General features: G+C 65.3%; 23 protein-coding genes and 1 tRNA gene. 12 read left to right on the forward strand and 12 right to left on the reverse strand.

All coding sequences use genetic code 11. The features are described from left to right. Positions 1-161 precede the first annotated feature (161 nt). From KL788_RS10125 to KL788_RS10140, 4 genes are all read left to right on the forward strand, one after another. Positions 162-2,660 (forward strand): ATP-dependent Clp protease ATP-binding subunit, encoded by a 2,499-nt coding sequence (locus KL788_RS10125; protein ID WP_293170960.1) that lies wholly within the window; start codon positions 162-164, stop codon positions 2,658-2,660. A gap of 146 nt (positions 2,661-2,806) precedes the next feature. Beyond that, on the forward strand, positions 2,807-3,328 hold the full coding sequence (locus KL788_RS10130; protein ID WP_293170962.1) for an amino-acid N-acetyltransferase: 522 nt from the start codon (positions 2,807-2,809) through the stop codon (positions 3,326-3,328). Between the two features lie 73 nt (positions 3,329-3,401). Continuing rightward, positions 3,402-4,031: a hypothetical protein gene (locus KL788_RS10135; RefSeq protein WP_293170964.1), complete on the forward strand. Its 630-nt coding sequence runs from the start codon at positions 3,402-3,404 to the stop codon at positions 4,029-4,031. 20 nt (positions 4,032-4,051) lie between these two features. After that, on the forward strand, positions 4,052-4,501 hold the full coding sequence (locus tag KL788_RS10140) for an SseB family protein (protein WP_293170966.1): 450 nt from the start codon (positions 4,052-4,054) through the stop codon (positions 4,499-4,501). 1 nt (position 4,502) lies between these two features. Here the strand turns inward: KL788_RS10140 and radA are convergent, their stop codons facing one another. After that, positions 4,503-5,849 carry a DNA repair protein RadA gene (gene radA, locus KL788_RS10145; protein ID WP_293170968.1) on the reverse strand — a complete coding sequence of 449 codons (1,347 nt, stop codon included), beginning with the start codon at positions 5,847-5,849 and terminating at the stop codon, positions 4,503-4,505. 110 nt (positions 5,850-5,959) lie between these two features. Here radA and KL788_RS10150 point away from each other — a divergent pair, with 110 nt between their 5' ends. Then, positions 5,960-6,466 (forward strand): hypothetical protein, encoded by a 507-nt coding sequence (locus KL788_RS10150; RefSeq protein WP_293170970.1) that lies wholly within the window; start codon positions 5,960-5,962, stop codon positions 6,464-6,466. Here the strand turns inward: KL788_RS10150 and KL788_RS10155 are convergent. Together KL788_RS10155 and KL788_RS10160 are read right to left on the reverse strand one after the other, a co-directional pair. Next, the gene (locus KL788_RS10155) at positions 6,463-6,834 is read right to left on the reverse strand and encodes a cupin domain-containing protein (RefSeq protein ID WP_293170972.1); all 372 of its coding nucleotides are present in this window, start codon (positions 6,832-6,834) and stop codon (positions 6,463-6,465) included. The genes KL788_RS10150 and KL788_RS10155 overlap by 4 nt on opposite strands. A gap of 12 nt (positions 6,835-6,846) precedes the next feature. After that, positions 6,847-7,488, reverse strand: coding sequence for an SGNH/GDSL hydrolase family protein (locus tag KL788_RS10160; protein ID WP_293170974.1), 642 nt, complete (start codon positions 7,486-7,488; stop codon positions 6,847-6,849). Positions 7,489-7,575: 87 nt separating this feature from the next. Here KL788_RS10160 and KL788_RS10165 point away from each other — a divergent pair. After that, a tRNA-Ser gene (locus tag KL788_RS10165) sits at positions 7,576-7,663 on the forward strand. Between the two features lie 141 nt (positions 7,664-7,804). Here KL788_RS10165 and KL788_RS10170 read toward each other — a convergent pair. The 4 genes from KL788_RS10170 to ppk2 form a co-directional block, all read right to left on the reverse strand. Further along, positions 7,805-8,113: a hypothetical protein gene (locus tag KL788_RS10170; RefSeq protein ID WP_293170976.1), complete on the reverse strand. Its 309-nt coding sequence runs from the start codon at positions 8,111-8,113 to the stop codon at positions 7,805-7,807. 92 nt (positions 8,114-8,205) lie between these two features. Next, positions 8,206-8,820, reverse strand: a complete 615-nt coding sequence (locus KL788_RS10175; RefSeq protein WP_293170978.1) for a nucleotidyltransferase domain-containing protein — start codon at positions 8,818-8,820, stop codon at positions 8,206-8,208. 84 nt (positions 8,821-8,904) lie between these two features. Then, complete coding sequence (locus KL788_RS10180) at positions 8,905-9,906, reverse strand: isopenicillin N synthase family dioxygenase (RefSeq protein ID WP_293170980.1); 1,002 nt, start codon at positions 9,904-9,906, stop codon at positions 8,905-8,907. A gap of 150 nt (positions 9,907-10,056) precedes the next feature. After that, the gene (gene ppk2, locus KL788_RS10185) at positions 10,057-10,869 is read right to left on the reverse strand and encodes a polyphosphate kinase 2 (RefSeq protein ID WP_293170982.1); all 813 of its coding nucleotides are present in this window, start codon (positions 10,867-10,869) and stop codon (positions 10,057-10,059) included. Positions 10,870-10,968: 99 nt separating this feature from the next. Between ppk2 and KL788_RS10190 the strand changes: the two genes are divergently transcribed. From KL788_RS10190 to KL788_RS10200, 3 genes are all read left to right on the forward strand, one after another. Continuing rightward, the gene (locus KL788_RS10190) at positions 10,969-13,026 is read left to right on the forward strand and encodes a heavy metal translocating P-type ATPase (RefSeq protein ID WP_293173294.1); all 2,058 of its coding nucleotides are present in this window, start codon (positions 10,969-10,971) and stop codon (positions 13,024-13,026) included. A gap of 91 nt (positions 13,027-13,117) precedes the next feature. Beyond that, entirely contained in the window at positions 13,118-13,762 is a 645-nt protein-coding gene (locus KL788_RS10195) for a hypothetical protein (RefSeq protein WP_293170984.1), read from the forward strand. A gap of 52 nt (positions 13,763-13,814) precedes the next feature. Then, a complete protein-coding gene (locus KL788_RS10200; RefSeq protein WP_293170986.1) occupies positions 13,815-14,300 on the forward strand; it encodes a glutathione peroxidase in 486 nt (161 codons plus the stop codon). Between the two features lie 3 nt (positions 14,301-14,303). On the opposite strand, the gene KL788_RS10205 is transcribed toward KL788_RS10200, so the two are convergent. The 3 genes from KL788_RS10205 to KL788_RS10215 all read right to left on the reverse strand — a co-directional run bounded on the left by KL788_RS10205 (position 14,304) and on the right by KL788_RS10215 (position 16,345). Next, positions 14,304-14,789, reverse strand: a complete 486-nt coding sequence (locus tag KL788_RS10205) for an alpha/beta hydrolase (RefSeq protein ID WP_293170988.1) — start codon at positions 14,787-14,789, stop codon at positions 14,304-14,306. 172 nt (positions 14,790-14,961) lie between these two features. Further along, positions 14,962-15,612 carry a CoA transferase subunit B gene (locus tag KL788_RS10210; RefSeq protein WP_293170990.1) on the reverse strand — a complete coding sequence of 217 codons (651 nt, stop codon included), beginning with the start codon at positions 15,610-15,612 and terminating at the stop codon, positions 14,962-14,964. A 1-nt stretch (position 15,613) separates the two neighbouring features. Beyond that, complete coding sequence (locus tag KL788_RS10215; protein ID WP_293170992.1) at positions 15,614-16,345, reverse strand: CoA transferase subunit A; 732 nt, start codon at positions 16,343-16,345, stop codon at positions 15,614-15,616. Positions 16,346-16,487: 142 nt separating this feature from the next. Here KL788_RS10215 and KL788_RS10220 point away from each other — a divergent pair, with 142 nt between their 5' ends. Together KL788_RS10220 and KL788_RS10225 are read left to right on the forward strand one after the other, a co-directional pair. Continuing rightward, on the forward strand, positions 16,488-17,270 hold the full coding sequence (locus tag KL788_RS10220) for an IclR family transcriptional regulator (RefSeq protein WP_293170995.1): 783 nt from the start codon (positions 16,488-16,490) through the stop codon (positions 17,268-17,270). Between the two features lie 252 nt (positions 17,271-17,522). Next, positions 17,523-18,737, forward strand: coding sequence for an acetyl-CoA C-acetyltransferase (locus KL788_RS10225; RefSeq protein ID WP_293170997.1), 1,215 nt, complete (start codon positions 17,523-17,525; stop codon positions 18,735-18,737). Positions 18,738-19,119: 382 nt separating this feature from the next. Here the strand turns inward: KL788_RS10225 and KL788_RS10230 are convergent, their stop codons facing one another. Next, positions 19,120-20,019, reverse strand: coding sequence for a 3-hydroxyacyl-CoA dehydrogenase family protein (locus KL788_RS10230; protein WP_293171000.1), 900 nt, complete (start codon positions 20,017-20,019; stop codon positions 19,120-19,122). Between the two features lie 77 nt (positions 20,020-20,096). After that, on the reverse strand, positions 20,097-21,257 hold the full coding sequence (locus tag KL788_RS10235) for an ABC transporter substrate-binding protein (protein ID WP_367120433.1): 1,161 nt from the start codon (positions 21,255-21,257) through the stop codon (positions 20,097-20,099). Between the two features lie 191 nt (positions 21,258-21,448). On the opposite strand from KL788_RS10235, the gene KL788_RS10240 reads away from it, so the two are divergent. Beyond that, entirely contained in the window at positions 21,449-22,792 is a 1,344-nt protein-coding gene (locus KL788_RS10240; RefSeq protein WP_293171006.1) for an MmgE/PrpD family protein, read from the forward strand. Position 22,793 lies beyond the last annotated feature (1 nt).

The raw sequence follows: 22,793 nt of genomic DNA on the forward strand, positions 1-22,793 counted from the left end.
GATCGTTATTATCGACTGTCGTTAACATACGGATGCTCTCGCTGAAGCGCAACCTCCGTCACGCCTAGGGCGAACAGGGGCAGTTAACCCAGGGTGCTCTGGTTACCCTCGATACAGCGGCACCAAACCCAGTTGACGGTGTCGCGTGAGGAGAGTGCGAGATGTTCGAACGGTTCACCGACCGTGCCCGTCGTGTGGTGGTCTTGGCGCAAGAAGAAGCCAAGATGCTCAACCACAACTACATCGGCACTGAGCACATTCTTCTCGGCCTCATCCACGAGGGCGAGGGCGTCGCCGCCAAGGCGCTCGAGTCGCTCAACATCTCGCTCGACGCCGTGCGCGAGCAGGTGCAAGACATCATCGGCCAGGGGCAGCAGCAGCCGACCGGCCACATTCCCTTCACGCCGCGCGCGAAGAAGGTGCTCGAGCTGAGCCTGCGCGAAGCGCTGCAGCTCGGCCACAACTACATCGGCACCGAGCACATCCTTCTCGGCCTCATCCGCGAGGGCGAGGGCGTCGCCGCGCAGGTGCTCGTCAAGCTCGGCGCCGACCTCAACCGCGTGCGTCAGCAGGTTATCCAGCTGCTCTCGGGCTACCAGGGCAAAGAGGCCGTCGCCGTCGGCGGCGACAGCCCCAGCCCCGACAAGGGTTCGCAGGTGCTCGACCAGTTCGGCCGCAACCTCACGGCGGCCGCGCGCGAAGGCAAGCTCGACCCCGTCATCGGTCGCGAGAAGGAGGCCGAGCGGGTCATGCAGATTCTGTCGCGCCGCTCGAAGAACAACCCCGTGCTCATCGGCGAGCCCGGCGTCGGCAAGACCGCCGTCGTCGAGGGCCTCGCCCAGGCAATCGTCAAGGGTGAAGTGCCCGAGACGCTCAAAGACAAGCAGCTCTACTCGCTCGACCTCGGCTCGCTCATCGCCGGCAGCCGCTACCGCGGCGACTTCGAAGAGCGCCTCAAGAAGGTCACCAAGGAGATCCGCACTCGCGGTGACATCATCGTCTTCATCGACGAGATTCACACCCTCGTGGGCGCCGGAGCTGCGGAGGGCGCGATCGATGCGGCGAGCATCCTGAAGCCTCTCCTCGCCCGCGGTGAGCTGCAGACGATTGGTGCGACGACGCTCGACGAGTACCGCAAGCACTTCGAGAAGGATGCCGCGCTCGAGCGCCGCTTCCAGCCCGTGCAGGTTAACGAGCCCTCGTTGCCGCACTCGATCAACATCTTGAAGGGGCTGCGCGACAAGTACGAGGCCTTCCACAAGGTGTCGATCACCGACGGCGCGATTGTCGCCGCGGTGAATCTCGCCGACCGCTACGTGCAAGACCGCTTCTTGCCCGACAAGGCCATCGACCTGATCGACGAGGCCGGCGCCCGCCTGCGCCTGTCGATTCTTTCGGCGCCGCCCGAGCTGCGCGAGTTCGACGAGAAGATCGCCGGCGTGCGCACCGAGAAAGAACTGGCGATCGAGAACCAAGACTTCGAGAAGGCCGCGAGCCTGCGCGACGACGAGAAGAAGTTGCTCGGCGAGCGGCTGCGTCTCGAGAAGCAGTGGCGCGCGGGCGAGGTGGCCGCGAGCGGCACCGTCGACGAGGGCGTCATCGCCGAGGTGCTTGCTCAGGCCACGGGCATCCCCGTCTTCAAGCTCACCGAAGAAGAAAGCTCTCGCCTCATCTTCATGGAGAAGGCCCTGCACCAGCGGGTCATCGGCCAGGAGGAGGCGATCTCGGTGCTCGCCAAGACGATCCGCCGCACGCGCGCGGGCCTGAAAGACCCGAAGCGCCCGAGCGGCTCGTTCATCTTCGCTGGCCCGACCGGTGTCGGAAAGACCGAGCTCGCCAAGGCGCTCGCCGAGTTCCTCTTCGACGACGAGGGCGCGCTCATCGCGCTCGACATGTCGGAGTACGGCGAGAAGCACACCGTCTCGCGACTGTTCGGTGCCCCTCCCGGCTTCGTCGGGTTCGAAGAGGGCGGCCAGCTCACCGAGAAGGTGCGTCGCAAGCCGTTCTCGGTCGTGCTCTTCGACGAGATTGAGAAGGCGCACCCCGACATCTTCAACTCGTTGCTGCAGGTGCTCGAAGAGGGTCGACTGACCGACGGTCAAGGCCGCGTCGTCGACTTCAAGAACACCGTCATCATCATGACGACCAACCTCGGCACGAAAGACATCACCGGTGGACCCGTCGGCTTCACGCTCGAGGGCAACGCCGCGGCGTCGTACTCGGCCATGCGCTCGAAGGTCGTCGAAGAGCTCAAGAAGCACTTCAAGCCCGAGTTCTTGAACCGTGTCGACGAGACGATCGTCTTTCCGCAGCTCAACGAAGAAGAGCTCATGCAGATCGTCGGCCTCTTTATCAAGCGGCTGCGCGAGCGCCTGCTCGATCAAGACATGACGATCGAGGTCTCCGACGCCGCGAAGGCTCAGCTCATCAAGATCGGCTGGGACCCTACGCTCGGCGCCCGACCCCTGCGCCGCGCAGTGCAGCACGAGATCGAAGACGCGTTGAGCGAGCGCATTCTGCACGGCGAGCTCAACGGCGGCGACCACGTCGCGGTCGACTTCGTCGACGGCGAGTTCACCTTCGTCACCACGCAGAAGCAGCTCGCGGCAGTCGAGGCGGGCGCCCCGGCGTCGGCTGGTGAGCTTCCAGTCGCGGACTAGGCCAGAGCGGGCATCCTGCAACGGATGCCTGATGTCACGAATCACGGAACTTCGCCCTGATCTCAGCGGGCCCATGCGGCGAGCGAGAGGATGCTGGCGCGAAGTTCCGTGATTTGTCACGGCTGGCGCGGCTCTAGGCTGGTGCGGTGACGGCGAGACAGTTCAGCGTGCGCGAAGCGCGCACGGGCGATGTGCGGGCGATCAAGCGGCTGGTCGAGCCGCTTGTGCAGCAGCGCATTCTGCTCGGCAAAGAGCTTGTCGTGTTCTTCGAGTCGCTGCAAGAGTTTCGCGTGGCGGTCGACGACGCAACCGGCGAGGTCATCGGCTGCGGGGCCCTGCACGTCATCTGGGAAGACCTAGGCGAAGTGCGCACTCTCGCCGTCGCTGACGACTGGCGCGGCGCAGGCGTCGGGCACGCGCTGCTCACCTCGCTCGAGGCCGAAGCGACCCGACTCGGGCTACGCCGACTGTTCTGCCTCACGTTCGAAGTCGACTTCTTCGAGCGGCACGGGTTCGCGGCCACCGACGAGCAGCTGCTCGTCGACCCCGAGGTCTACAGCGAGCTGCTGCGCTCGCCCGACGAAGGCATCGCCGAGTTTCTCGACCTCTCGCGCGTGAAGCCCAACACCCTCGGCAACACGCGCATGCTCAAGTCGCTCACGGCCTAAGAGAGCACTGCGAGTCGGGGCCACGCCGCGCGAGCATCCCGCTTCGGCCGCCCCGCGGGCCTACCCTGTGGTCATGTCGACGCTGCGTCATCCGGTCGGACCGCAGCCGCCCGAGGTCTACTGGCGGCGGCGCCTCATCGTGGGCCTGGGTCTGCTCGCGGTCATCGTGATCATCGTGCTCATCATCGTGCGCCCCGGGTCGGGAGACCCTGCGGCCGAGCCGACGCCTGATCCGGAGACGACCGAGACGACCGAGCCCGGTGGCGAGACCGACCCCACCGACCCGACCGATGTTGTCGCATGCATCGCGACGCAGGTCGTCGTGACGCCCGTCACCGACGCCGCGAGCTACCCCGCCGACCAAGAGCCGCTGCTGTCGTTCACGCTGCTCAACACCGGCGCGGCCGCGTGCTCGCTCGAGGCTGGCCCTGACGTGCAAGAGTTCGTGATCGTCTCGGGCAGCGATCGCATCTGGGCCTCGACCGACTGCCAAGACCCCGGCGTGCCCGCGCCGCTCGTGCTCGAGCCCGGTGTCGAGGTCGAGAGCACGCCCTTCGCGTGGAGCCGCACCCGCTCGACACCTGGCGACTGCGACGTCGCTGACGACCGCCCGAGCGTCATTGCGGGCGGGGCGACCTACCGGCTGAGCGTCACGGTGGGCGAGTTCGAGAGCGCGGACGACCGGCCGTTCATCTTGAACTAGGGCCGCGTAGGCTGGTCGGGATGCCGAAGAAAAAGCCCCCGAAGCGATCAGGCTCACCCGCTCGACGAGCTGCCGCGGCCGCGCTGCCGCCGTCGACTCTGCCGCCTGAGCTGAGGCTGGATGCCGCCCTCGATCGTCAAGATGCCGCGGCCGTGGCGTTTGCTCTGCGCAACGACCACGTGATCGTGCCGCTGCTGCCCGTCGATGGGCCGCCGCAAGTGCGCGTCTTCAGGCGGGGCGAGGCCGATAAGTACATGCTGTTGCTCTTCTCGGCGCCCGAGAACTACGCGGCGATGACGCCCGGTGAGGCTGAGCATCGCGTGCTCGCGTACGACGGTGCGACCCTCGCAGAGTTTCTCGAGCAGAACATCGGCGTGCTCGAGGCCGTGTGGTTCGACGTCGCTGGCCCGCACGCGATGCAGGCCGAGCCGCAAGACGTGCTCGATGCTTTGCGCTTGACCGCCGAGTGACTCAGAACTCGGGTACGTCGAGCTTCTCGTCGTGCGCGCTCGCGAACGCGCGCCGCACGGCTTCGCGCAAGTGCAGCGCTGAGGCGTCGATCACCGTGGTGTAGCCGAGGCGCGCACCCTCGGCGGCACGCTGCGGCGCTCCCGACACCGCGCGGATCTCACCGGCGAGACTGATTTCTCCGATCGCGGCGAGGTGAACATCCAGAGCCTTCTCGCGACGCGCACTCGCGACGGCCAGCGCGATCGCGAGGTCGGCCGCGGGTTCGGTGAGGCGAATGCCGCCGACCGTCGAGACGTACACGTCGAACCCGCTGAGCGGCATGCCGCAGCGGCGCTCGAGCACGGCGAGCAGCATCGCGACCCGCGACGAGTCGACGCCGTTGACGACGCGCCTCGGCTGCGGAGCATTCGAGGCGACGATGAGCGCCTGCACCTCGACGGGAAGAGCGCGGCGGCCTTCCATGGCGATGGCGACGCACGTGCCGCTGACGGGCGTGCTCGACCCCGACCGGAACAAGACTGAGGGGTCGGCGACCTCGGCGATGCCGTCGCCCGTCATCTCGAAGCAGCCGACCTCGTCGGTCGGGCCGAAGCGGTTCTTGAGCGCGCGCACGAAGCGCAGCGCGGTCTGGCGGTCGCCCTCGAACTGGCAGACGACGTCGACGAGGTGCTCGAGCAGACGCGGGCCCGCGATCGTGCCGTCTTTCGTGACGTGGCCGACGAGCACGACGGGAATGTCGCGGTCTTTCGCGATGCGGATGAGCGTCGCCGCGACCTCGCGCACCTGGCTGACCCCGCCAGCGAGCCCATCGACGAGCGACGAGGCGACGGTCTGCACCGAGTCGACGATGACGAGCGCGGGCTGCATTTCGTCGATCTGGCCGAGAATCGTGGCAAGGTCAGTCTCAGAGGCCAGGTAGAGCTCGGCGGTGAGGGCACCCGTGCGGCCGGCACGCAGCCGCACCTGGGCGACAGATTCTTCGGCACTCACGTAGAGCACGCGCTGGCCGAGCTTCGCGGCGCGCGCGGCGACCTCGAGCAGCAGCGTCGACTTGCCGACGCCGGGCTCGCCCGAAAGCAGAATGGCGGCGCCGGGCACGATGCCGCCGCCGAGCACGCGGTCGAACTCGGCGATGCCGGTGGGCGTGTGACTCTCGCCCCGCGGCTCGATCGACGTGATGGGGCGAGCGGCCCGGCCCTCGGCAACTCGGGCCGGCGCGGTGTGCCGCGTCGGAGCATCCTTCTCGATGACGGTGCCCCACTGCTGGCATTCGCCGCAGCGCCCAGCCCATTTCAAGGTCGACCACCCGCACTCGGTGCAGACGAAGTTCGCGGTGGGCTTGGCCATGGTGGCTTCAGAATACGGCGCTGCACCGACCTCGGCGCGCCTGCGCACGGTTGCCGGTCTCGAGCGCCCCCCGTAGGGTCGACGCAACGCACCCGAGCGGAGGATTCATCATGCCTACCCGAGTTGCCCGCCTCGCCATTGCCCTCGCCGCCCTGGTTCTGCTGAGCGGATGCTCGCCCGCGGCCCCCGAACCAATAGCCGAACCGGCGCCGGTCGTCGAGTCGACCGAACCGCTGAGCGAGATCGCCCAGCAGGCCGCCCAGTCGTGTGCGGGGGAGGCTCCCGCGGTCGAGCCCGATGCGCCGCCGCTCATCGACTGCATCTTCCCTGACGAAGAGTTCTTCATGTTCTGCTCGGGCGCCAATCGCCAGGTGCCGCTCGTCTTCAAGTGGTCAACGTCTGGTGCCGAGACGGTCTGGTTCGCGCTCGGCCGCGTCGATGACGCGGAGGCGACGAGCTTCAGCGGGCCGCTCGAGGCGAACGCGCAGTACAGCGGCGAGCCGGCCGACTCGCTGCGGTTCGACTGCCAGTGGCCGTTCACCGACTACACGATGACGGCCGAGGGTCCGGGCGGTCGCACGACCGAGCAGTTCTCGCTCTTCCGCCGCATTCCCTAGGGGCGCAGCTGCCTCTCGATCGGCACCGTGCGCTCGACGACCACATCGCCCGTGTGGGCCGTCGTCACGGTCTCGATGAGCACGATCTCGACCTCCTCGTCGGCGACGGGGTTGTGACGCACGCCGCGCGGCACGACGAAGAACTCGCCGGGATCGAGCACGACCTCGTCACGGCCCTCGAGCTGAATACGCAGTCGGCCCGAGACGACCCAGAACAGTTCGTCTTCGTTCTCGTGCGCGTGCCAGACGAGTTCGCCGAGAAGCTTCGCCACCTTGACGTACTGGTCGTTGACCTGGCCGATGATGCGCGGAGTCCAGTGGTCGGTGACCTGCGCGAGTTCGGCGGCGATCGTGGTCTTCTCCATCATGCACGCATCCTCTCAGCCGAGGGCTCGCGCTCGCGTCGCGAGCGCGCCCGCAAACGCCGACTCCCACACGCGATAGCCGAGGGCCGAAGGGTCAAATTGGTCCCAGGTGAATTCGGGCCATGACCCCCAGCCCCGTCGCTTCTCGGTGACGCGGTGCAGCGGCGCGAAGGGCAGACCGCGGGCGCGCACGAGGTCGGCGATGATGCGCGAGGCGGTCACAGCATCCCGTTCGCGTTCTCCGAAGTGGAAGCACGGCAGGTCGGCGACGATCGAGTGCGGCGGCAGCGCGGCGATGATGCGCGTGATGCCAGCGCTGAACGCGGCGTCGTCGAAGTGCACCATGTCGTTCGATCCGATCGCGACCGTGACGACGTCGGGGTCGAGGTCGGCGAGCAGGGGCACCTGTCGCTCAATCGCGTCGTTGAGGCGCGCGCCGTAGCGCGAGAGGTTGACGACGCGCACCGTGCGCCCGCTCAGCCGCTCGAGGCGCGAGGTGAGCCTGCCGACGTAGCTCGCGTCGAGGCGGAGCGCCCCAACCCCTTGTGCTGCCGAGTCGCCGACCGCAACGTAGAGCAGCTCGCCGGGCTGCTGTGCCCGTCGCGCCCAGGCCCGTCGCCGCGCGTTCGTGAACGGAGTGCGCAACGACCAGGCCATGCACGCATCGTAGCCACGACGAGTGGATGCTCAGCCGCGGTCGCCCCCGGTTCGACCCGCCCGCGCGCCTGTACTAAACTCTGTCGCGGTGACGTGTCCGAGCGGCCGAAGGTGCAACTCTCGAAAAGTTGTGTGGGTGTTGAGCCCACCGTGGGTTCAAATCCCACCGTCACCGCGTTGTGTCCTGTCTCAGGACATAGGAAACCCTCGAACCTAATGGTTCGGGGGTTTTCTTGTTCTCTGGGGCCCTTTCGGTCGTCCTGTGAGCTGATAGTCGCGGCTGGAAACGATCGTGAGCTCGCGGAAAGCCTGGTCGTCATGAACCGGCCATCGACGCTCGTGCTGCTTGCAGAATCGCCTCGTGCGCGCGTAAGGCAGTCTGAACATCGGCCGCTGACGCCGGAGTCGGCGAGTACCCTGCCTTTGTCTTGATCGCGAGCAGTCGCTGAAGGCTCGTGCTCGCGGCCGGATGAGCGCGCTTGAGCAACTGCACTGCCTCGCCATGGTTGCCGGAAGCGGAGTACTCGCCGAGCGTCACAATGCAAATCGCGTCGGCTGCGGCGATGCCGCAATGCACCGCGTTGGTGACGTAGACGTCGGGATACTGGGCCGTCGCTGTCGACACGTCATAGAGCGCGGCAGCGGTTTCTGCGAACTCCTCGGCTACAGCGAACCTTGCCGCAGCGTCTGAGCGCCCCGCGGCTCGAGTCGGCGGGGTCACTGCGGCCTGATCAGGGCACGAAACGCCTCTCGGTCTCCGTAGAGAGTGATGGCGTGATTCAAGATGTCTACCAAGACCGGCTCATTGGCCTGTTGCCCCCGAATTTCGGCTTCAGTCAGGCTCAAGACGCGACAGTCGTTCCCCGTCCATAGCGAGATGTCGTGCTCCAATGCAGCGATCTCGTTTTCCCTTGGTTCCGTCGAGGTACCGCGGTGGATAAGCGCGATGTCAATGTCGCTGTGCTCCGTCATGCTGCCGCGCGCGGCTGAACCGAACATCGCGGCGAACAGGGGCGGATCGGGCGATTCCTCGAGCGCATGGGTGATGCGTGTGCGAAGCGTTGATGGGATTGCGCTGAGCTCAACGATGGCGTTCGCTGCAAGGTGGTCGACATTCAGCCGATAGGCAATCGAGCGGCCCACGTGGCGATTGAGCACGACGCCCTGGGCGACCAGACGGTGGAGCGCGCGCCGAATGCCCTCGCTCGACCGACTGTCGATGATGCGTCTGAGGTCTGCGACTGTGTGCTCGGAATCGCTTCGTGCCAACACGCTGAGAACATCGCCATCGACCGAAGCAGTGACGGTGCGCAGGGGTGCATCAAGCTGCATGACGCGGCTCCCCCCTTCTGTGGTTACTGCACGATAGTACGCATATACGTACAAAAGTGGGCGTGGACGCAGCATCGCGCAACGTCATGACATCCAGTGCGGGTAGTGCGCCTCGACCACGTTCGGGTGCGAGCGCACGCGGCTCTTGAGCCAGTTGACGCCGAATACGGGGTGCAGGGGGTTGCCGGGGTCGACCGTCACGCCCCGCGCCGAAGCCGCAAGCTCGGGCGGCAGCTCGATCGTCGGAATCTCTGCGTCGAGCGCCGGGCCGAAGAAGAACGGCACTGAGATGCGCGAGTCGCCGGCGGGGGGCGACTGCACGCGGTGCAGGGTGGCCTTGAGGTAGCCGTTCGTGGCGATCTCGAGCAGCTCGCCGATGTTGACCACGAATGCGCCGGGCACCGAGGGGGCGTCGATCCACTCGCCGTCTTTCTCGACCTGCAGACCGCCCTTGCCCTCTTCGACATAGAGCAGCGTGAGCACGCCCAGGTCTTTGTGCGCGCCGACGCCCTGCGTGCCCTCGGTCTGCTCGCGCCCCGGGTATCGTGCGATCTTGAGGTGCGGCGAGGCGTTGCTCGCGAAGGCGGCATCGAAGGTGTCGGCGGGTGCTCCGAGCGCCTCGGCCCACGAGCGCAAGAGGGTGACACTGATCTCGCCGAGCCGGTCGATCCACTCGGTCGCGACCTCGCGCAGGGCGGGCAGCTCGGCGGGCCACAGGTTGGGGCCCTCGAGCGCCCAGAAGTCGGGCACTCCTGAATCGAGCGGCACAGCATCCCGTTCGGCACCGATGTCGATCTGCTCGCGCCAGTCGGTCGCGCCCTGCGTGAGCTCGCCGCCCATGCGGGTGTAGCCGCGAAAGTGCGGGCTGTGGGTGTTCTCGATGGCGAGCTTCGCATCGACCGGCAGCGCGAAGAAGTCGCGCGCTGTCTGCATCATCCGGTCGATGAGCTCGGGGCTCAGGCCGTGGCCGACGAGGTAGAAGAAGCCGACCTCGTGGGTGGCGCGCCGCAGCTCGTCGCGGAAGCGGGCGGCGTCGTCGGCCGAGCCGGCGAGTAGGGAGAGGTCGAGAATGGGCAGCGTGCGCATGGGTATTCCTGTTCGTGAGTCGTGCTGTCGGGAGGGGCGGGCGCAGAGAAGGCGCACCGAGGGTCTAGTTCGCGAAGGGAACTAGCGACAACAGCGACAACAGAACAGAGTGCTCACGATGCGACGAGAGTAGCAGTCGTCGAGGCGCGTCTACGAGCCCAATCTGCTCGCCACATCGGGCACGTGCTGGTGCTGCTCGCGCGGGGGCCGCTGGTAGTCGGTCGCGGGGGGTCGATCGGGAATCGCGACCAGTTCGGGCTCAGAGCGCTCGTGGCGGATCTCACCGAGCAGGTGGCTGATGACATTGATGCGGGATGCTCGCTTGTCGTCGCTCTCGATCGTCCACCACGGCGCCTCGGGTATGTCGGTTGCGGCGAACATGGCGTCTTTCGCGCGCGAGTAGTCTTCCCATCTCTTGATCGACTCGAGATCGGTGGGGGAGAGCTTCCATCGGCGCAACGGGTCGTCGACCCTCGAGGCGAAGCGCTTCTGCTGCACGTCGTCAGAGACCGAGAACCAGTACTTGAGCAGGATGATGCCGTCTTCGACGAGCATGCGCTCGACGACGGGCACTTGACGCAGAAAGCGCTGGTATTCGTCGTCGCTCGAGTAGCCCATGACGCGCTCGACGCCAGCGCGGTTGTACCACGAGCGGTCCATGAGCACGATTTCGCCGGCGGTCGGCAGCAGCTCGATGTAACGCTGGAAGTACCACTGGCCACGCTCGCGCTCGGAGGGTTGCGGCAAGGCGACGATGCGCGCGTGGCGCGGGTTGAGGTACTGCATGACGCGCTTGATCGCGCCGCCCTTGCCCGCGGCATCGCGACCTTCGAAGATGACGAGAACGCGTCGCCTGGTCGCGATGACCCACTGCTGCATCTCGACGAGTTCGATCTGCAGGCGCTTGAGTTCCGCTTCGTAGAGCTTCTTGGGCACTCGCTTCGGGTGCTTCTTCTTCGCCATGGGTGCTCCTCGCCTTGACCGCACTGTACGCCCCTTCCGGTCGAGAGGAAGGGGTTGACTCATACCCCAGGGGGGTATACCGTAGCCGCCATGAACGAGATGACAACGCACGATCACCACGCCGAGCAGACTCTTCACGACGACCACAGCACGCACAGCGACCACAGCGGCCACGCAGGCCATGGCGGGCACGGCGACCATGTCGCGCAGTTCCGGCGACTGTTCTGGTGGAACCTGGCTCTCGCGATACCGGTGATCGCCTTCAGCCCGATGTTCGGGATGCTGCTGGGCTACGAGCTGCCGGCCATTCCCGGCCTTGCGTTCATCGCGCCCGTGCTCGGCACCATCATGTACGTGTGGGGCGGCCGCCCCTTCTTGACCGGTGCGCTCGACGAGCTGAAGGCCCGACGCCCCGGCATGATGCTGCTCATCGGGCTCGCCATCACGACCGCGTTCATCGCGAGCATGGGCGCGAGCCTTGGCCTGCTGCCGCACGAGCTCGAGTTCTGGTGGGAGCTCGCACTGCTCATCGTGATCATGCTGCTCGGGCACTGGATCGAGATGCGCTCTCTCGCGCAGACCACGAGCGCGCTCGACTCTCTCGCCGCGCTGCTGCCTGACGAGGCCGAGCGCGTGACAGAAGAGGGCGTCGAGACGGTGAACCCCGCCGACCTGGCTGTCGGAGACCTGGTGATCGTGCGGCCCGGCGCCCGCGTGCCCATCGACGGCGAGATCGAAGAGGGCTCGGCAGCCTTCGACGAGTCGATGATCACCGGCGAATCGCGCACGGTGCGCCGCGAGCCAGGCGACCACGTCGTGGCCGGAACTGTGGCCACTGATTCGGGCGTGCGCGTGCGTGTCACGGCGGTGGGTGACGATACGGCTCTCGCGGGCATCCGTCGCCTGGTCGCCGATGCGCAGGCCTCGACGTCGCGCGCACAGCGCCTTGCCGACACCGCCGCGGCGTGGCTGTTCTGGTTCGCCCTCGGGGCGGCCGTGATCACCGCGATCGTGTGGAGCGCGCTCGGCATGCCCGGCGACGCGATCGTGCGCACCATCACCGTGCTCGTGATCGCCTGCCCGCACGCACTCGGGCTCGCGATTCCGCTCGTCGTGTCGATCGCCACCGAGCGCGCGGCCCGCGGCGGAGTGCTCGTGAAAGACCGCCTCGCTCTCGAGCGCATGCGCTCGGTCACCGCGGTGCTGTTCGACAAGACCGGCACCCTCACGATGGGTGCCCCGACGGTGACGGCGATGGAGACCACGGGTTCGCGCAGCGACGACGAGGTGCTTGCGCTCGCCGCAGCGGCTGAGGCCGACAGCGAGCACCCGCTCGCGCGCGCGATCGTGCGCGCGGCCGAAAAGCGCGAGCTGAGCATCCCGAGTGCCTCTGACTTCACGTCGAGCCCCGCCGAGGGCGTGACGGCCAAGGTCGACGGGCGCCGAGTGAGCGTCGGCGGCCCTTCGATGCTCGAGCGCCACGGCGCCAGCGCGCTCGCTGCTTCCGACAGCTGGCGCGAGAACGGGTCGATCATTCTGCACGTGCTGGTCGACGACGAGGTGGTCGGCGCGCTCGCGCTGGCCGATGAGGTGCGCGCCGAATCGCGGCAGGCTGTGGATGCTCTGCGCGAGCTCGGCATCACTGTCGTCATGATCACCGGCGACGCCGAGGCCGTGGCGCACTCGGTCGCCGCCGACCTCGGCATCGACCGCGTCTTCGCCGGGGTGCGCCCCGACGACAAGGCCGCGAAGGTCGACGAGTTGCAGGCCGAAGGACTCGTCGTGGCGATGGTCGGAGATGGCGTCAATGATGCTCCGGCGCTCGCGGCCGCCGATGTCGGCATCGCGATCGGCGCAGGCACCGACGTCGCCATCGGCTCGGCCGGCGTCATCTTGGCCAGCGACGATCCGCGCTCCGTGCTGTCGGTGATCGAGCTTTCGCGGGCGAGCTACCGCAAGATGAAGCAGAACCTGTGGTGGGCCGCGGGCTACAACCTGCTCTCGGTTCCGCTTGCGGCGGGCGTTCTCGCGCCCATCGGGTTCATCCTGCCCATGTCGATCGGCGCGCTGCTCATGTCTGCCTCGACCGTTGTCGTGGCGCTCAATGCGCAGCTGCTGCGGCGGCTCGATCTGCGGCCTGAGCGCCTCGGCGAATAGCTGCCCGCGCTCAGGGCCCACTCATAGCTGACGTCAAGATGGCACATACCCTGGGGGGTATACCGTCGAGGTGATCCCCAGGAGGAACACCATGACTCTCACTCGCACTGCTGCCGCTCTCGTCGCCACGCCGCTCATCGTGCTCATGGCGCTCGCCGGATGCTCGACCTCCGTCGACTCAGAGCTCGACCCGTCGACTCAGAGCTCTACCCAGACACCCGTCGCGCTCGCCGAGCCCGATCCGGGCATCGCCCTGCCGGCAGCGCCCGCGACGACCGCGCTGCCTGCCGGCGTCGAGCCCGAGAGCGATGCGGCGCTCGCGTGGGATGCACTCATGTCGCCCGTCGGAGAATATGCCGCCGCGGCGTCGTACCTTGCCGTGCTCGACAGCTTCGGCATGGTCGAGCCCTACGCGACGATTCTCGAAGGTGAGCTGCGGCACATTGACGCGCTCACGCGGCAGCTCGAGCGGGCCGGCATCGAGGTTCCTGAGAACCCCTACATCGGCATCGTGGTCGCGCCGGCCGATCTGCAGACCGCCGCCGAGGCATGGGCGCAGGGCGAGATCAACAACGTGGCGCTGTACGACGAGTTGCTCACCCAGGCCGATGACGCGCGGCTCGTGAAGGTTCTCGGCAACCTGCGCCGGGCATCCCTCGAATCGCACCTTCCGCTCTTCGAGGCCGCCGCGGCCGCCGGGGGCACGCTCGACGAGCTTCCGGCCCACACACCGTGATCGTCGAGGGCCCGCACCGTTCGCGTCCAGCATGGCCACCTACGCTCAGATCATGACGACCCTCGCGGATGCTCCACTCACGATGCTCGACGGGCGCGAGACGACCTTCGCCGAGTTCACCGATCACGTCGTACTCGTCGTCAACGTGGCGTCGCGGTGCGGGCTCACCCCCCAATACGAGCGGCTCGAGCGGTTGCAGAAGGCGTACGGCGATCGGGGATTCACCGTGCTCGGCCTGCCCTCGAACCAGTTTCTGCAAGAGCTCTCGAGCGAGGAGAAGATCGCCGAGTACTGCAGCACCACCTGGGGCGTGACCTTCCCGATGACCGAGAAGGTCAAGGTCAACGGCAAGAAGCGGCACCCACTCTATGCGGCACTCGTCGAGACGAAAGACGCGCACGGACTCGCCGGCCCGATCACCTGGAACTTCGAGAAATTCGTCGTGCTGCCCAGCGGCGAGGTGCACCGCTTCCGCCCGAACGTGGTGCCCCACGCGCCCGAAATCGTGGCCCTCATCGAGGCCAATCTGCCGCGCTGAACGCTATCGACGTGCGGCGATCCAGTCGCGTGCCGCGTCGACCTCGCTGCGATCGATGCCGTGGCCGCCGGGGCGCGTGGTGCGTGTGACGGATGCTCCGCGCGAGCTCGCCGCACGTTCGAGCACGTCGACGCTCGCCGCGGGCGCCATCGGGTCTGCGCTGCCGTTGAGCAGCAGCAGCTCGACCGCACTGACGTCGCCGATCGGCTCGCGGTCGCCGAACGGGTACATGCCGCTGAACGCGACGACGCGGGATACCACGTCGGGATGCAGCAGCGCCGTCGCGAGGGCGATGTTGGCGCCGTTCGAGAAGCCCGCCGCGATCAGCTCGCGTCCCTCGAGCGCATACCGCGACCGCGCGGCGACCACGAAGGCGGCGAGCTCTGCGGCCCGCACGATGACGTCGTCGACGTCGAAGACGCCCTCGCCGAGGCGCCGGAACCATCGGTTCGCGAGGCCCTCGCGAACCCGGCCGCGCGGCGAGAGCACGGAGTGCGCGTCGGCCGTGGTGCCCTCGGTGAAGAGGTGGGGCTACTCGTCGAGGTTGACGACCCGAAGTCTACTCAAGCTGCGTGTGCACCGAGTTTGACTACTGACAGCGTGGGAGTGACGCCCCAGGGTTTGATGAAGGGAACGCTGACGAAACCCGCGATGACGTCATTCACGCTGGTACCTCCTCGAGATCGATATCGAAGTTTGCTCCGGTGTCCGCGCGAATCGCGTCGACGTTCTCGCCGTCGGCGAGCCGGCGCAGCACCAGGCCGTGGGGGGTCACGTCGAAGACCGCGCGGTCACTGATAATGCGATGCACCACGCCCTTGCCGGTCAGCGGTAGCGTGCACTCGGCCACGATCTTCGCGGTACCGTCTTTCGCGTTGTGTTCGGTCAGCACGATGACGCGGGGGACACCGGCGACGAGGTCCATTGCGCCGCCCATGCCCTTGACGAGCTTGCCGGGAATCATCCAGTTCGCCAGATCGCCCGAACCCGACACTTGCAGGGCGCCGAGAATGGCGAGAGCTACGTGACCACCGCGAATCATGCCAAATGAGGTTGCTGAGTCGAAGAACGACCCACCTGGCAAGATCGTCACCGTTTGCTTACCCGCATTGATAAGGTCGGCGTCTTCCTCGCCCGCCCACGGAAACGGGCCCATTCCGAGCAGCCCATTCTCGCTCTGAAGGGTCACCGTGGCTCCGGCGGGAACATGATTGGCGACCAGCGTCGGAATGCCAATGCCGAGGTTTACATACTGTCCATCACGCAGTTCTTCTGCGGCGATCGCCGCCATCTCGTTTCTCGTCCAAGCCATGTCAGCGGGCTCCCGCTTCGACATCCGAAGCATTGCGATGCCTTACGGTGCGTTGCTCGATAGGCTTCTCGCGAGGTGCGGCGACGACGACATGTTGCACGAAAATGCCAGGTGTATGAATCTCGTCGGGGTCGAGCCAGTCGTTCTCGACTATTTCGGTTTCGGCAACGGTAACGCGCCCGCACATAGCGGCGAGCGGATTGAAGTTGCGTGCTGTCTTGCGGTAGATCAGATTGCCTTCGGGGTCGGCGCGGTATGCCTTGACGAGCGCGACGTCGGCGACGATGCCGCGCTCGAGCAGAAAGTCAATACCGTCGAAAGTTGTGATGGGTTTGCCCTCGGCGACGAGTGTGCCCACTCCTGTGCGGGTGTAGAAGCCTGCGATGCCAACGCCTCCTGCGCGCATTCGTTCGGCGAGAGTCCCCTGAGGGGAGAACTCGACCTCGAGCTCACCTGAGATGAAATGCTCGGCAAACAACTTGTTCTCGCCGACGTAGCTCGAAATGACCTTGCGCACCTGTCTGCTTTCGATGAGCAACCCGAGGCCGACTCCATCGATCCCCATGTTGTTGCTCACGATCGTGAGGTCACGCACCCCTGTGTCGCGCAGGGCTTCGATCAGGTCGGTCGGGTTTCCGCTCATCCCGAACCCTCCGACTGCGATGGTTTGCCCGTCCATCACGATTGTGCGCAGAACTTCAATGGCTGAATTCCGAACCTTGTAGTTTCCCACGGAGCATCCCTCGCTAGTCCCTGACCGCACCAATTAGGTCGACCACATGGCGCATAGGCGTGACGCTAGGCGTAATTGAGTGGACGGATCAAGTTCCGCTCTCTATGTGGCGAGTGGGTTCGAATGCGTTCATAATGTGGACATGAAGGGTGACAATGCTCGCGCTGGAACTCAGGTGGTCGCTCGAATCAGCACCCTTTTGCGAGCCGTGAGTTCCCACGCTCCGAAGGCCCTGTCGACAACCGAGCTCGCGGCGACGACTGGTCTTACGCGCCCGACGACATATCGCCTTCTGGCCGCGCTAGCTGATGAAGGCTTTCTCGATAGACAGGGCATGGCGTGGGTACCGGGACCCGAACTGTACCTTCTTGGGACTGTCGCCACCGAACGGTATGACATCACTGAGTTGGCCCGCGAACACGTGCGTGACCTCGCCAGGTTGACAGGGGAGAGCGCCTTCTTTTCAGCGCGGAGAGGCTACGAGACAGTGTGCCTATTGCGCGAAGAGGGTAGTTTCCCGATTCGATCATTCGTATTGCATGAGGGGATCCGCCTCCCCTTGGGTGTCGCGAGCGCGGGTCTGGCGATTCTCGCTTTCATGACCGCAAGCGAGCGCCAAGCCTACCTTGATGGCATCGATCTCACTTCGGAGTGGGGCGAAGAACATGGACGCGAGGCTCTAGTGGCTCGGCTGAGGAAGGTTCGGGAGAGCGGGTGGTCGCTGAACCCTGGGCTTGTTGTCGAAGGTAGCTGGGGCATGGGAGCGGCCGTATTCGACAAGCGAGGTGAACCGGCGTGGGCGCTATCGCTGACGGGAATACAGCCGCGGTTTCGCCCTGACCGGCAGCGTGATCTTGGCAACGCTTTGCTGCAGCATGCTCATGCCCTCAGCCAAGCAGTCCGGGCGCGCAGAGTCCAAGCGTGAAATCCGAAGACTTCTCGTTTGATGACGTGAGTACGGTCACCCATACCCTGCCGAAGGGTCTCGATGAATCGAACGGCAACAATGTTCCGTAAGGCCACACCTAGAACTCGATATTCAACGACTGGTGGATGGCGGGGACGTGCAGTTGTGTCTGGGAGAGGAGCGGGCTAAGCTATTTCAATGTTGAAATGAAATTTGACGACGCGGGAAAGCGGCGAGCCACGGAATGCCCACAATATGGAGGGGCCCCTTATGACGGAGCTTCGAGACGTCGTATTCTGTTCGCCGGTGCGAACACCAGTCGGACGTTTCGGTGGCGCGTTGGCGACCCTTGATGCCCGAGCGCTGGCACGCACCGCGCTTACCGCGCTCGTCGAGCGTTCCGGTCTCGATGTCGATGCGGTCGACGGTGTCGTTATGGCCCAGAGCTACCCAACGATGGAGGCCCCGGCCATAGGGCGAGTTGCTGCTCTGGATGCCGGACTACCGGTCACCACAGCTGGTTATCAGCTCGACAGGAGGTGCGGATCGGGTCTTCAGGCCGTGTTGAACGCCGCGATGGAAATCCAGACCGGCGTGAGCGAGGTCGTCATTGCTGCAGGTGTGGAATCCATGAGCAACGCGCCTCTATACAGCGAACAGGGGCGACGGGGGGTAACCGGTCCTGGAATAATGCTCCATGACGCACTCGTGCGTGGACGGTTGACGGCAGGCGGCGAGAATTTTCCTACGCCTGATGGCAATATCGGAGGGGCTGAAGTTCTGCGGCGACTGTACGGCATAACTCGCGACTCGCAGGACGAATTCGCCCTTCGGTCACACCAGCGCGCCGTGTCAGCTCAATCCTCCGGTGCGTTCGCAGCGGAAATCATCCCCGTGACGGTGCCCGGACGGCGCGGCGACACGGTCGTCGATAGGGACGAGAACCCGCGCGCGGACGCCTCGCTGGAGGCACTCGAAGCGCTCACTCCGATCATGCGAAACAAAGAGCCTGACGCCACAGTGACGGCCGGGAATTCGAGCGCACAGAACGATGCCGCCGCCGCTGTCATCGTCACCACGCCCGCACGCGCCCTCGAGTTGGGTCTCGTTCCCATGCTCCGACTTCGATCGTGGGCGGTCAGTGGAGTTGAACCTGAGCTGTTTGGAATCGGTCCCGTCGCTGCGACGCGGCAGGCGCTACAGCGTGCAGGCGCCCGACTTGTTGACCTGGATATCATCGAACTAAATGAGGCCTTCGCGGTGCAGGCAATCGCTTGTCTGCAGGACTGGAATGTGGACGCTGAGGACCCACGGGTCAACCCACGTGGAAGCGGCATCTCCATCGGACATCCGATCGGCGCGACCGGAGTGCGAATCCTCGTCACACTCGCGCACGAAATGCGTGCACTGGATGCGACTCTCGCAGTCGAAACGATGTGTATCGGCGGCGGTCAGGGCTTGGCGGCAGTCTTCGAAAGGGTGTAGCGAGAAGAGTGAGTCGGAATCGCCCTCCGGAGATTCTTGTCGGCCGTATGGCGACCGAGTTAGTGGTGGTCTTGTGAACGATTCACTCCCAACGGTTCAATTGGCTGCTGCGTCGCCCTTCCCGGGCGGAGCTGGACAAGAGCCCTTGACTCTGTCAGGGCTGATGAGCGCCGCACGCGGCATAGTGCAGATAATCGCCTTTGCACGCTTGAGTTAGCGCGTTGCAGCAGAGTGACTCGAGACTGGATCTCACCAAACTCAGAGTCAGACACGGCACCGGGTCCACCCCGAGCATCGATCGGGAGTCGCCTCTCCACGTTCATTCGGCTCGCCCTGCAATGCACGCGAGCATTCTCCCGTTCTGAGGCACCGCAGTGAAGGCTCAGTCCGCCCAGCGGTAGAAGCCGCGACCGGACTTGCGGCCGAGGTGACCCTGCGCGACCAGCGAACGTAACAGCGCTGGTGGCTCGAATCGCGGGCCCAGAGTGCGCTCGAGGTACTCGGCGATCTCCAGCCGGACGTCGAGCCCCACAATGTCGGTGAGCCGTAGTGGCCCGACGGGAAATCCGTACCCGAGCACCATTCCGCGATCGATGTCTTCGGCGCTGGCGACCTTCTGCTCCAACATCCGAATCGCCTCGAGACCGATGGCGACCCCAAGGCGGCTGGTCGCAAACCCGGGTGCATCGGCCGCGATGACTTCCTGCTTTCCGAGCGCGAGCACCCAAGTCCGCGCCAACTCGATTGTGCGGTCGTCGGTGTGTTCACCTCGGATGAGCTCGACGAGTTTGCTGACCGGTACGGGGTTGAAAAAGTGCATACCAAGAAATCGTGTTGGCTCGCAGACCGCGTCCGCGAGTTCCGCGATGCTGATGCTGCTGGTGTTGGTCGCAACAACAGTTGTCGTCGGCACGCCGGCGGTTGCGTCGGCGAGAACCGAACGCTTCAGATCGATGTTCTCAGGTACCGCTTCAATGACTAGGTCGACAGCGCCGATTGCAGAGGCCCCGACCATCGTTGCGAGGCGAGCAAGCACGAGCGAAGGCGACTCCCGTAGCGTGTTCCGCTCGTGAGCAACCGACACAGACCGGACGACCGTGTCGACGCCGCGTTGCGTGGCCGCAGTGTCGACATCGCACAGAGTGACCGTCGAGCCGCTCACGAGAAATGCGTGCGCGATACCCGCACCCATTCGGCCAGCGCCGATGACCGCGACGCTCGGCGCCGACGTGGCCGATCGCTTGTCCTTAGCCGATGGTGTGGGCGACGCGAATTCGCTCATCCCGGTTCCCCCTTTCAGAAGACCGGAATGCCCTCGCGCGCTTCGCCCGCGAGGGCATTCCGTGTGGTGCAGTGGGCCTAGAAGGTGACGATCTCGCCATTCTCGACTCGGTAAAGCTGAAGCGTCGAGCTCATCTGTCCCTTGTCATCGAACGAGACCTCTCCGAACGCGGTGTTGTCGAACGAATTGCCCTTGATCTCTGCGGCGACCGCGGAGCGCTCGAGGTTGCCTGCTGCTTCGGCAGCTGCGGCCCAGACGAGCACGGCGGTATAAGCGAACGCCACCTCGTGGGTGGGCGGGTCGTCCGAAAACGCCTTGTATGCCTCGACGAGTCGCTGCGTACCGGGGTAGCTGACGAACGGCTCCTGGTCGAAAATGTACGCCTGCGTCGAGATTCCACCGTCAGCGGCACCGCCAGCTAGTTCAATAGCGGTCGGGGTGAGGGTCGTCGGCGCCATCGTGAAGGGCCCGTCGTATCCAGCGCTTCGCAACTGCGAAAGCATAGCCGGACCGCCCGTGTCAGACGAAGCGTTGACGATCAACACAAGGTCGGGGTCGGCGGCAATGACCTGCTCCATTTCGACTCTGAAGTCGGTCTGCTTCGGGTCGAACCGAATGATCAGCGAGGGTTCATTATCGAGCGCCGCGATGGTCGCCCCACCCTGGCTGTCGCCGTATACATCGTTTTGTTGCAGTACAACGACGTTCTCGTAGCCCTCGGCGTTGATGTAGTCAGCGATCGACTGCGCGGTGAGGTCATTATCTGCGTTGAGCCTGACGGCGTCGGGATTCACCGTGCCGGCCAGGATGTCCGGAGCGGCGGCGGTGATGGTGACGTCCATGACCCCTGCGCGGGCAAAGATCGGCTGCGAGGCGAGCGACACTGTGCTCAGGACCCCTTCGAAGACGACATCAATGTCCTCAGCGACGAGTTCCTGAGCCCGGTTGACCGCGACCGCCGCCGTTCCCTCGTCGTCGGCACTGATGAGTTCGATCTGGCGCCCGAGCACGCCACCCGAAGCGTTAACTTCGTCGATGCCGATTTGAACGCCAGCGAGAATGCGCTCTCCGGTGGGGCCGAGCGGGCCCGTCATCGAGAAGAGTGCTCCCGCGATGATCGGGTCTGCGTCGCCATTCGGCTCGGCAGGCGTTGCGTCGCTTGAGCAGCCGGCGATCAGCAGAGTAAAGGCCAGGGCTACTCCGAGCCCGACCTTGGTGTTTGAGGTTTTCACGGACACTCCTTCGTGTTGAGCGTGATGTGATTGCAGGTCTGGCCGTGCGCCAGATTGGTAGCATCATCCACCTGTTCGAAAGAAAGTTCAAGTGCAAAGTTTCTCAACTGAGGCCCCGATACATCATTGTTACCTTGCCTCTGGGTCTACATAGGTCGTACTCTTCGAAAAACAGTTAGATGGTGAAAGGATGCGCAATGGCGAGAATTCAGTCGGCCGCAGACGTCGCGGACATTGTCGAAGAGATCCGTTGGCAGGGCCTGTCGCCCGCCACCAAAGATGCAACAGTGCGCAGCACCCTGCATGTACTGGGCACGACTTTTCTCGGCCTCGATCGCGACATCAGTCAACGCGTGATGGCGTACGCCCGGCACTCGGCGCCCGGGAAGGCGACCATGATCGCTAGTGGTGCCACCATCGCACCGGGCGATGCCGCGATGGCGAACGCGACAGTGTGCCACGCAGACTTCCGCGACGATGCTCACGTCGACAGCCAATCGCATCCCGGCGTCACCGTCATCCCCGCGGCGCTGGCCGCGTTCGAGATGCTCGGTGAGCCTCTCCCCGCTGGACGGTTCGGCGAAGCCGTCGTCGCTGGCTATCAGGTGATCGGCCGGCTCGGCCGACTGGGTGCCAACTCCTCCACTCCGCGGGGTTTTCGGGCAAGCGCGATCTACACCGTCTTCGGGGCAGCGGTCGCGGCCGCAAAGATTCTCGGTCTTGACCGAGCCCAGCTTGAATCTGCGATCACGCTGTCAACGCACCTAGCGGCCGGATTGAACCAGCCCTATCTCGACGGCACGGACGACTGGATACTGCTTCCGGGGTTCGCCGCGAAGAACGGGCTCCTTGCTTCGCTTCTCGCGCGCGAGGGAATCGTGGGCGCGCCCCGCCTTCTCGAAGGCGAGATCGGCTTCTATCGTGCATACGGTGGGGTCGATCTCGCGGCCATCGTCGATCCCGATGAACCCGACTGGGAGATCGAGACGACACGACTTAAGACGGTCCTGACCTGCGGGTGGAATCAGGCAGCTGCGAACGCTCTGCTCCAAGCGGGTGTCGACTTCTCTAGCGTCGACACCATCGACATTTCGGTCAGCCCTGAGGCATTCGCGTTTCCCGGGGTTCACAACCAAGGCCCGTACGGGACGTATACAGCGGCGGTGCTGTCGATGGAGTTCGGGGTCGGTTCGCTGCTGCACGATGGGCGACTCGACGTGACGAGTTACCGCGACCTCGCGAATCCTGCACGCGTGGATGCGGCACACCGCGTCAACTTGAGCGCGTCTCCCGCGAATCGGGCCTACGACACTGTCATCGATGTTCACCATCGAAACGGTTCTGTGCAATCGCTGACCTCGACGGGCACCGAGGCGCGGTGGCTCCTGACTGTGCCCGAGGTCATCGAGTCCTTGAGGGGCAAGTTCGCCGTGAGCGGCCTTGACCCAGCGATCATCGATGAACTCGTCAACGTGATTCCGCCGGCGCTCGAAGGCACCGACCTCAGTTCGATCCTAGAAATCTTGGGGCGACCCTTGTGAG

The organism is Microcella sp., from assembly GCF_019739195.1.
Lineage (GTDB): Bacteria > Actinomycetota > Actinomycetes > Actinomycetales > Microbacteriaceae > Microcella.

Bases quoted from the DNA above. Each gene is read 5' to 3' on its own strand.
- KL788_RS10180 (WP_293170980.1), bottom strand. From the start codon at position 9,906: ATGCGCACGCTGCCCATTCTCGACCTCTCCCTACTCGCCGGCTCGGCC.
- KL788_RS10140 (WP_293170966.1), top strand. From the start codon at position 4,052: ATGCCGAAGAAAAAGCCCCCGAAGCGATCAGGCTCACCCGCTCGACGA.
- KL788_RS10135 (WP_293170964.1), top strand. From the start codon at position 3,402: ATGTCGACGCTGCGTCATCCGGTCGGACCGCAGCCGCCCGAGGTCTAC.
- KL788_RS10155 (WP_293170972.1), bottom strand. From the start codon at position 6,834: ATGATGGAGAAGACCACGATCGCCGCCGAACTCGCGCAGGTCACCGAC.
- KL788_RS10240 (WP_293171006.1), top strand. From the start codon at position 21,449: ATGGCGAGAATTCAGTCGGCCGCAGACGTCGCGGACATTGTCGAAGAG.
- KL788_RS10200 (WP_293170986.1), top strand. From the start codon at position 13,815: ATGACGACCCTCGCGGATGCTCCACTCACGATGCTCGACGGGCGCGAG.
- radA (WP_293170968.1), bottom strand. From the start codon at position 5,849: ATGGCCAAGCCCACCGCGAACTTCGTCTGCACCGAGTGCGGGTGGTCG.
- KL788_RS10210 (WP_293170990.1), bottom strand. From the start codon at position 15,612: ATGGCTTGGACGAGAAACGAGATGGCGGCGATCGCCGCAGAAGAACTG.
- ppk2 (WP_293170982.1), bottom strand. From the start codon at position 10,869: ATGGCGAAGAAGAAGCACCCGAAGCGAGTGCCCAAGAAGCTCTACGAA.
- KL788_RS10160 (WP_293170974.1), bottom strand. From the start codon at position 7,488: ATGGCCTGGTCGTTGCGCACTCCGTTCACGAACGCGCGGCGACGGGCC.
- KL788_RS10125 (WP_293170960.1), top strand. From the start codon at position 162: ATGTTCGAACGGTTCACCGACCGTGCCCGTCGTGTGGTGGTCTTGGCG.
- KL788_RS10230 (WP_293171000.1), bottom strand. From the start codon at position 20,019: ATGAGCGAATTCGCGTCGCCCACACCATCGGCTAAGGACAAGCGATCG.
- KL788_RS10190 (WP_293173294.1), top strand. From the start codon at position 10,969: ATGACAACGCACGATCACCACGCCGAGCAGACTCTTCACGACGACCAC.
- KL788_RS10175 (WP_293170978.1), bottom strand. From the start codon at position 8,820: ATGCAGCTTGATGCACCCCTGCGCACCGTCACTGCTTCGGTCGATGGC.
- KL788_RS10195 (WP_293170984.1), top strand. From the start codon at position 13,118: ATGACTCTCACTCGCACTGCTGCCGCTCTCGTCGCCACGCCGCTCATC.
- KL788_RS10225 (WP_293170997.1), top strand. From the start codon at position 17,523: ATGACGGAGCTTCGAGACGTCGTATTCTGTTCGCCGGTGCGAACACCA.
- KL788_RS10220 (WP_293170995.1), top strand. From the start codon at position 16,488: ATGAAGGGTGACAATGCTCGCGCTGGAACTCAGGTGGTCGCTCGAATC.
- KL788_RS10150 (WP_293170970.1), top strand. From the start codon at position 5,960: ATGCCTACCCGAGTTGCCCGCCTCGCCATTGCCCTCGCCGCCCTGGTT.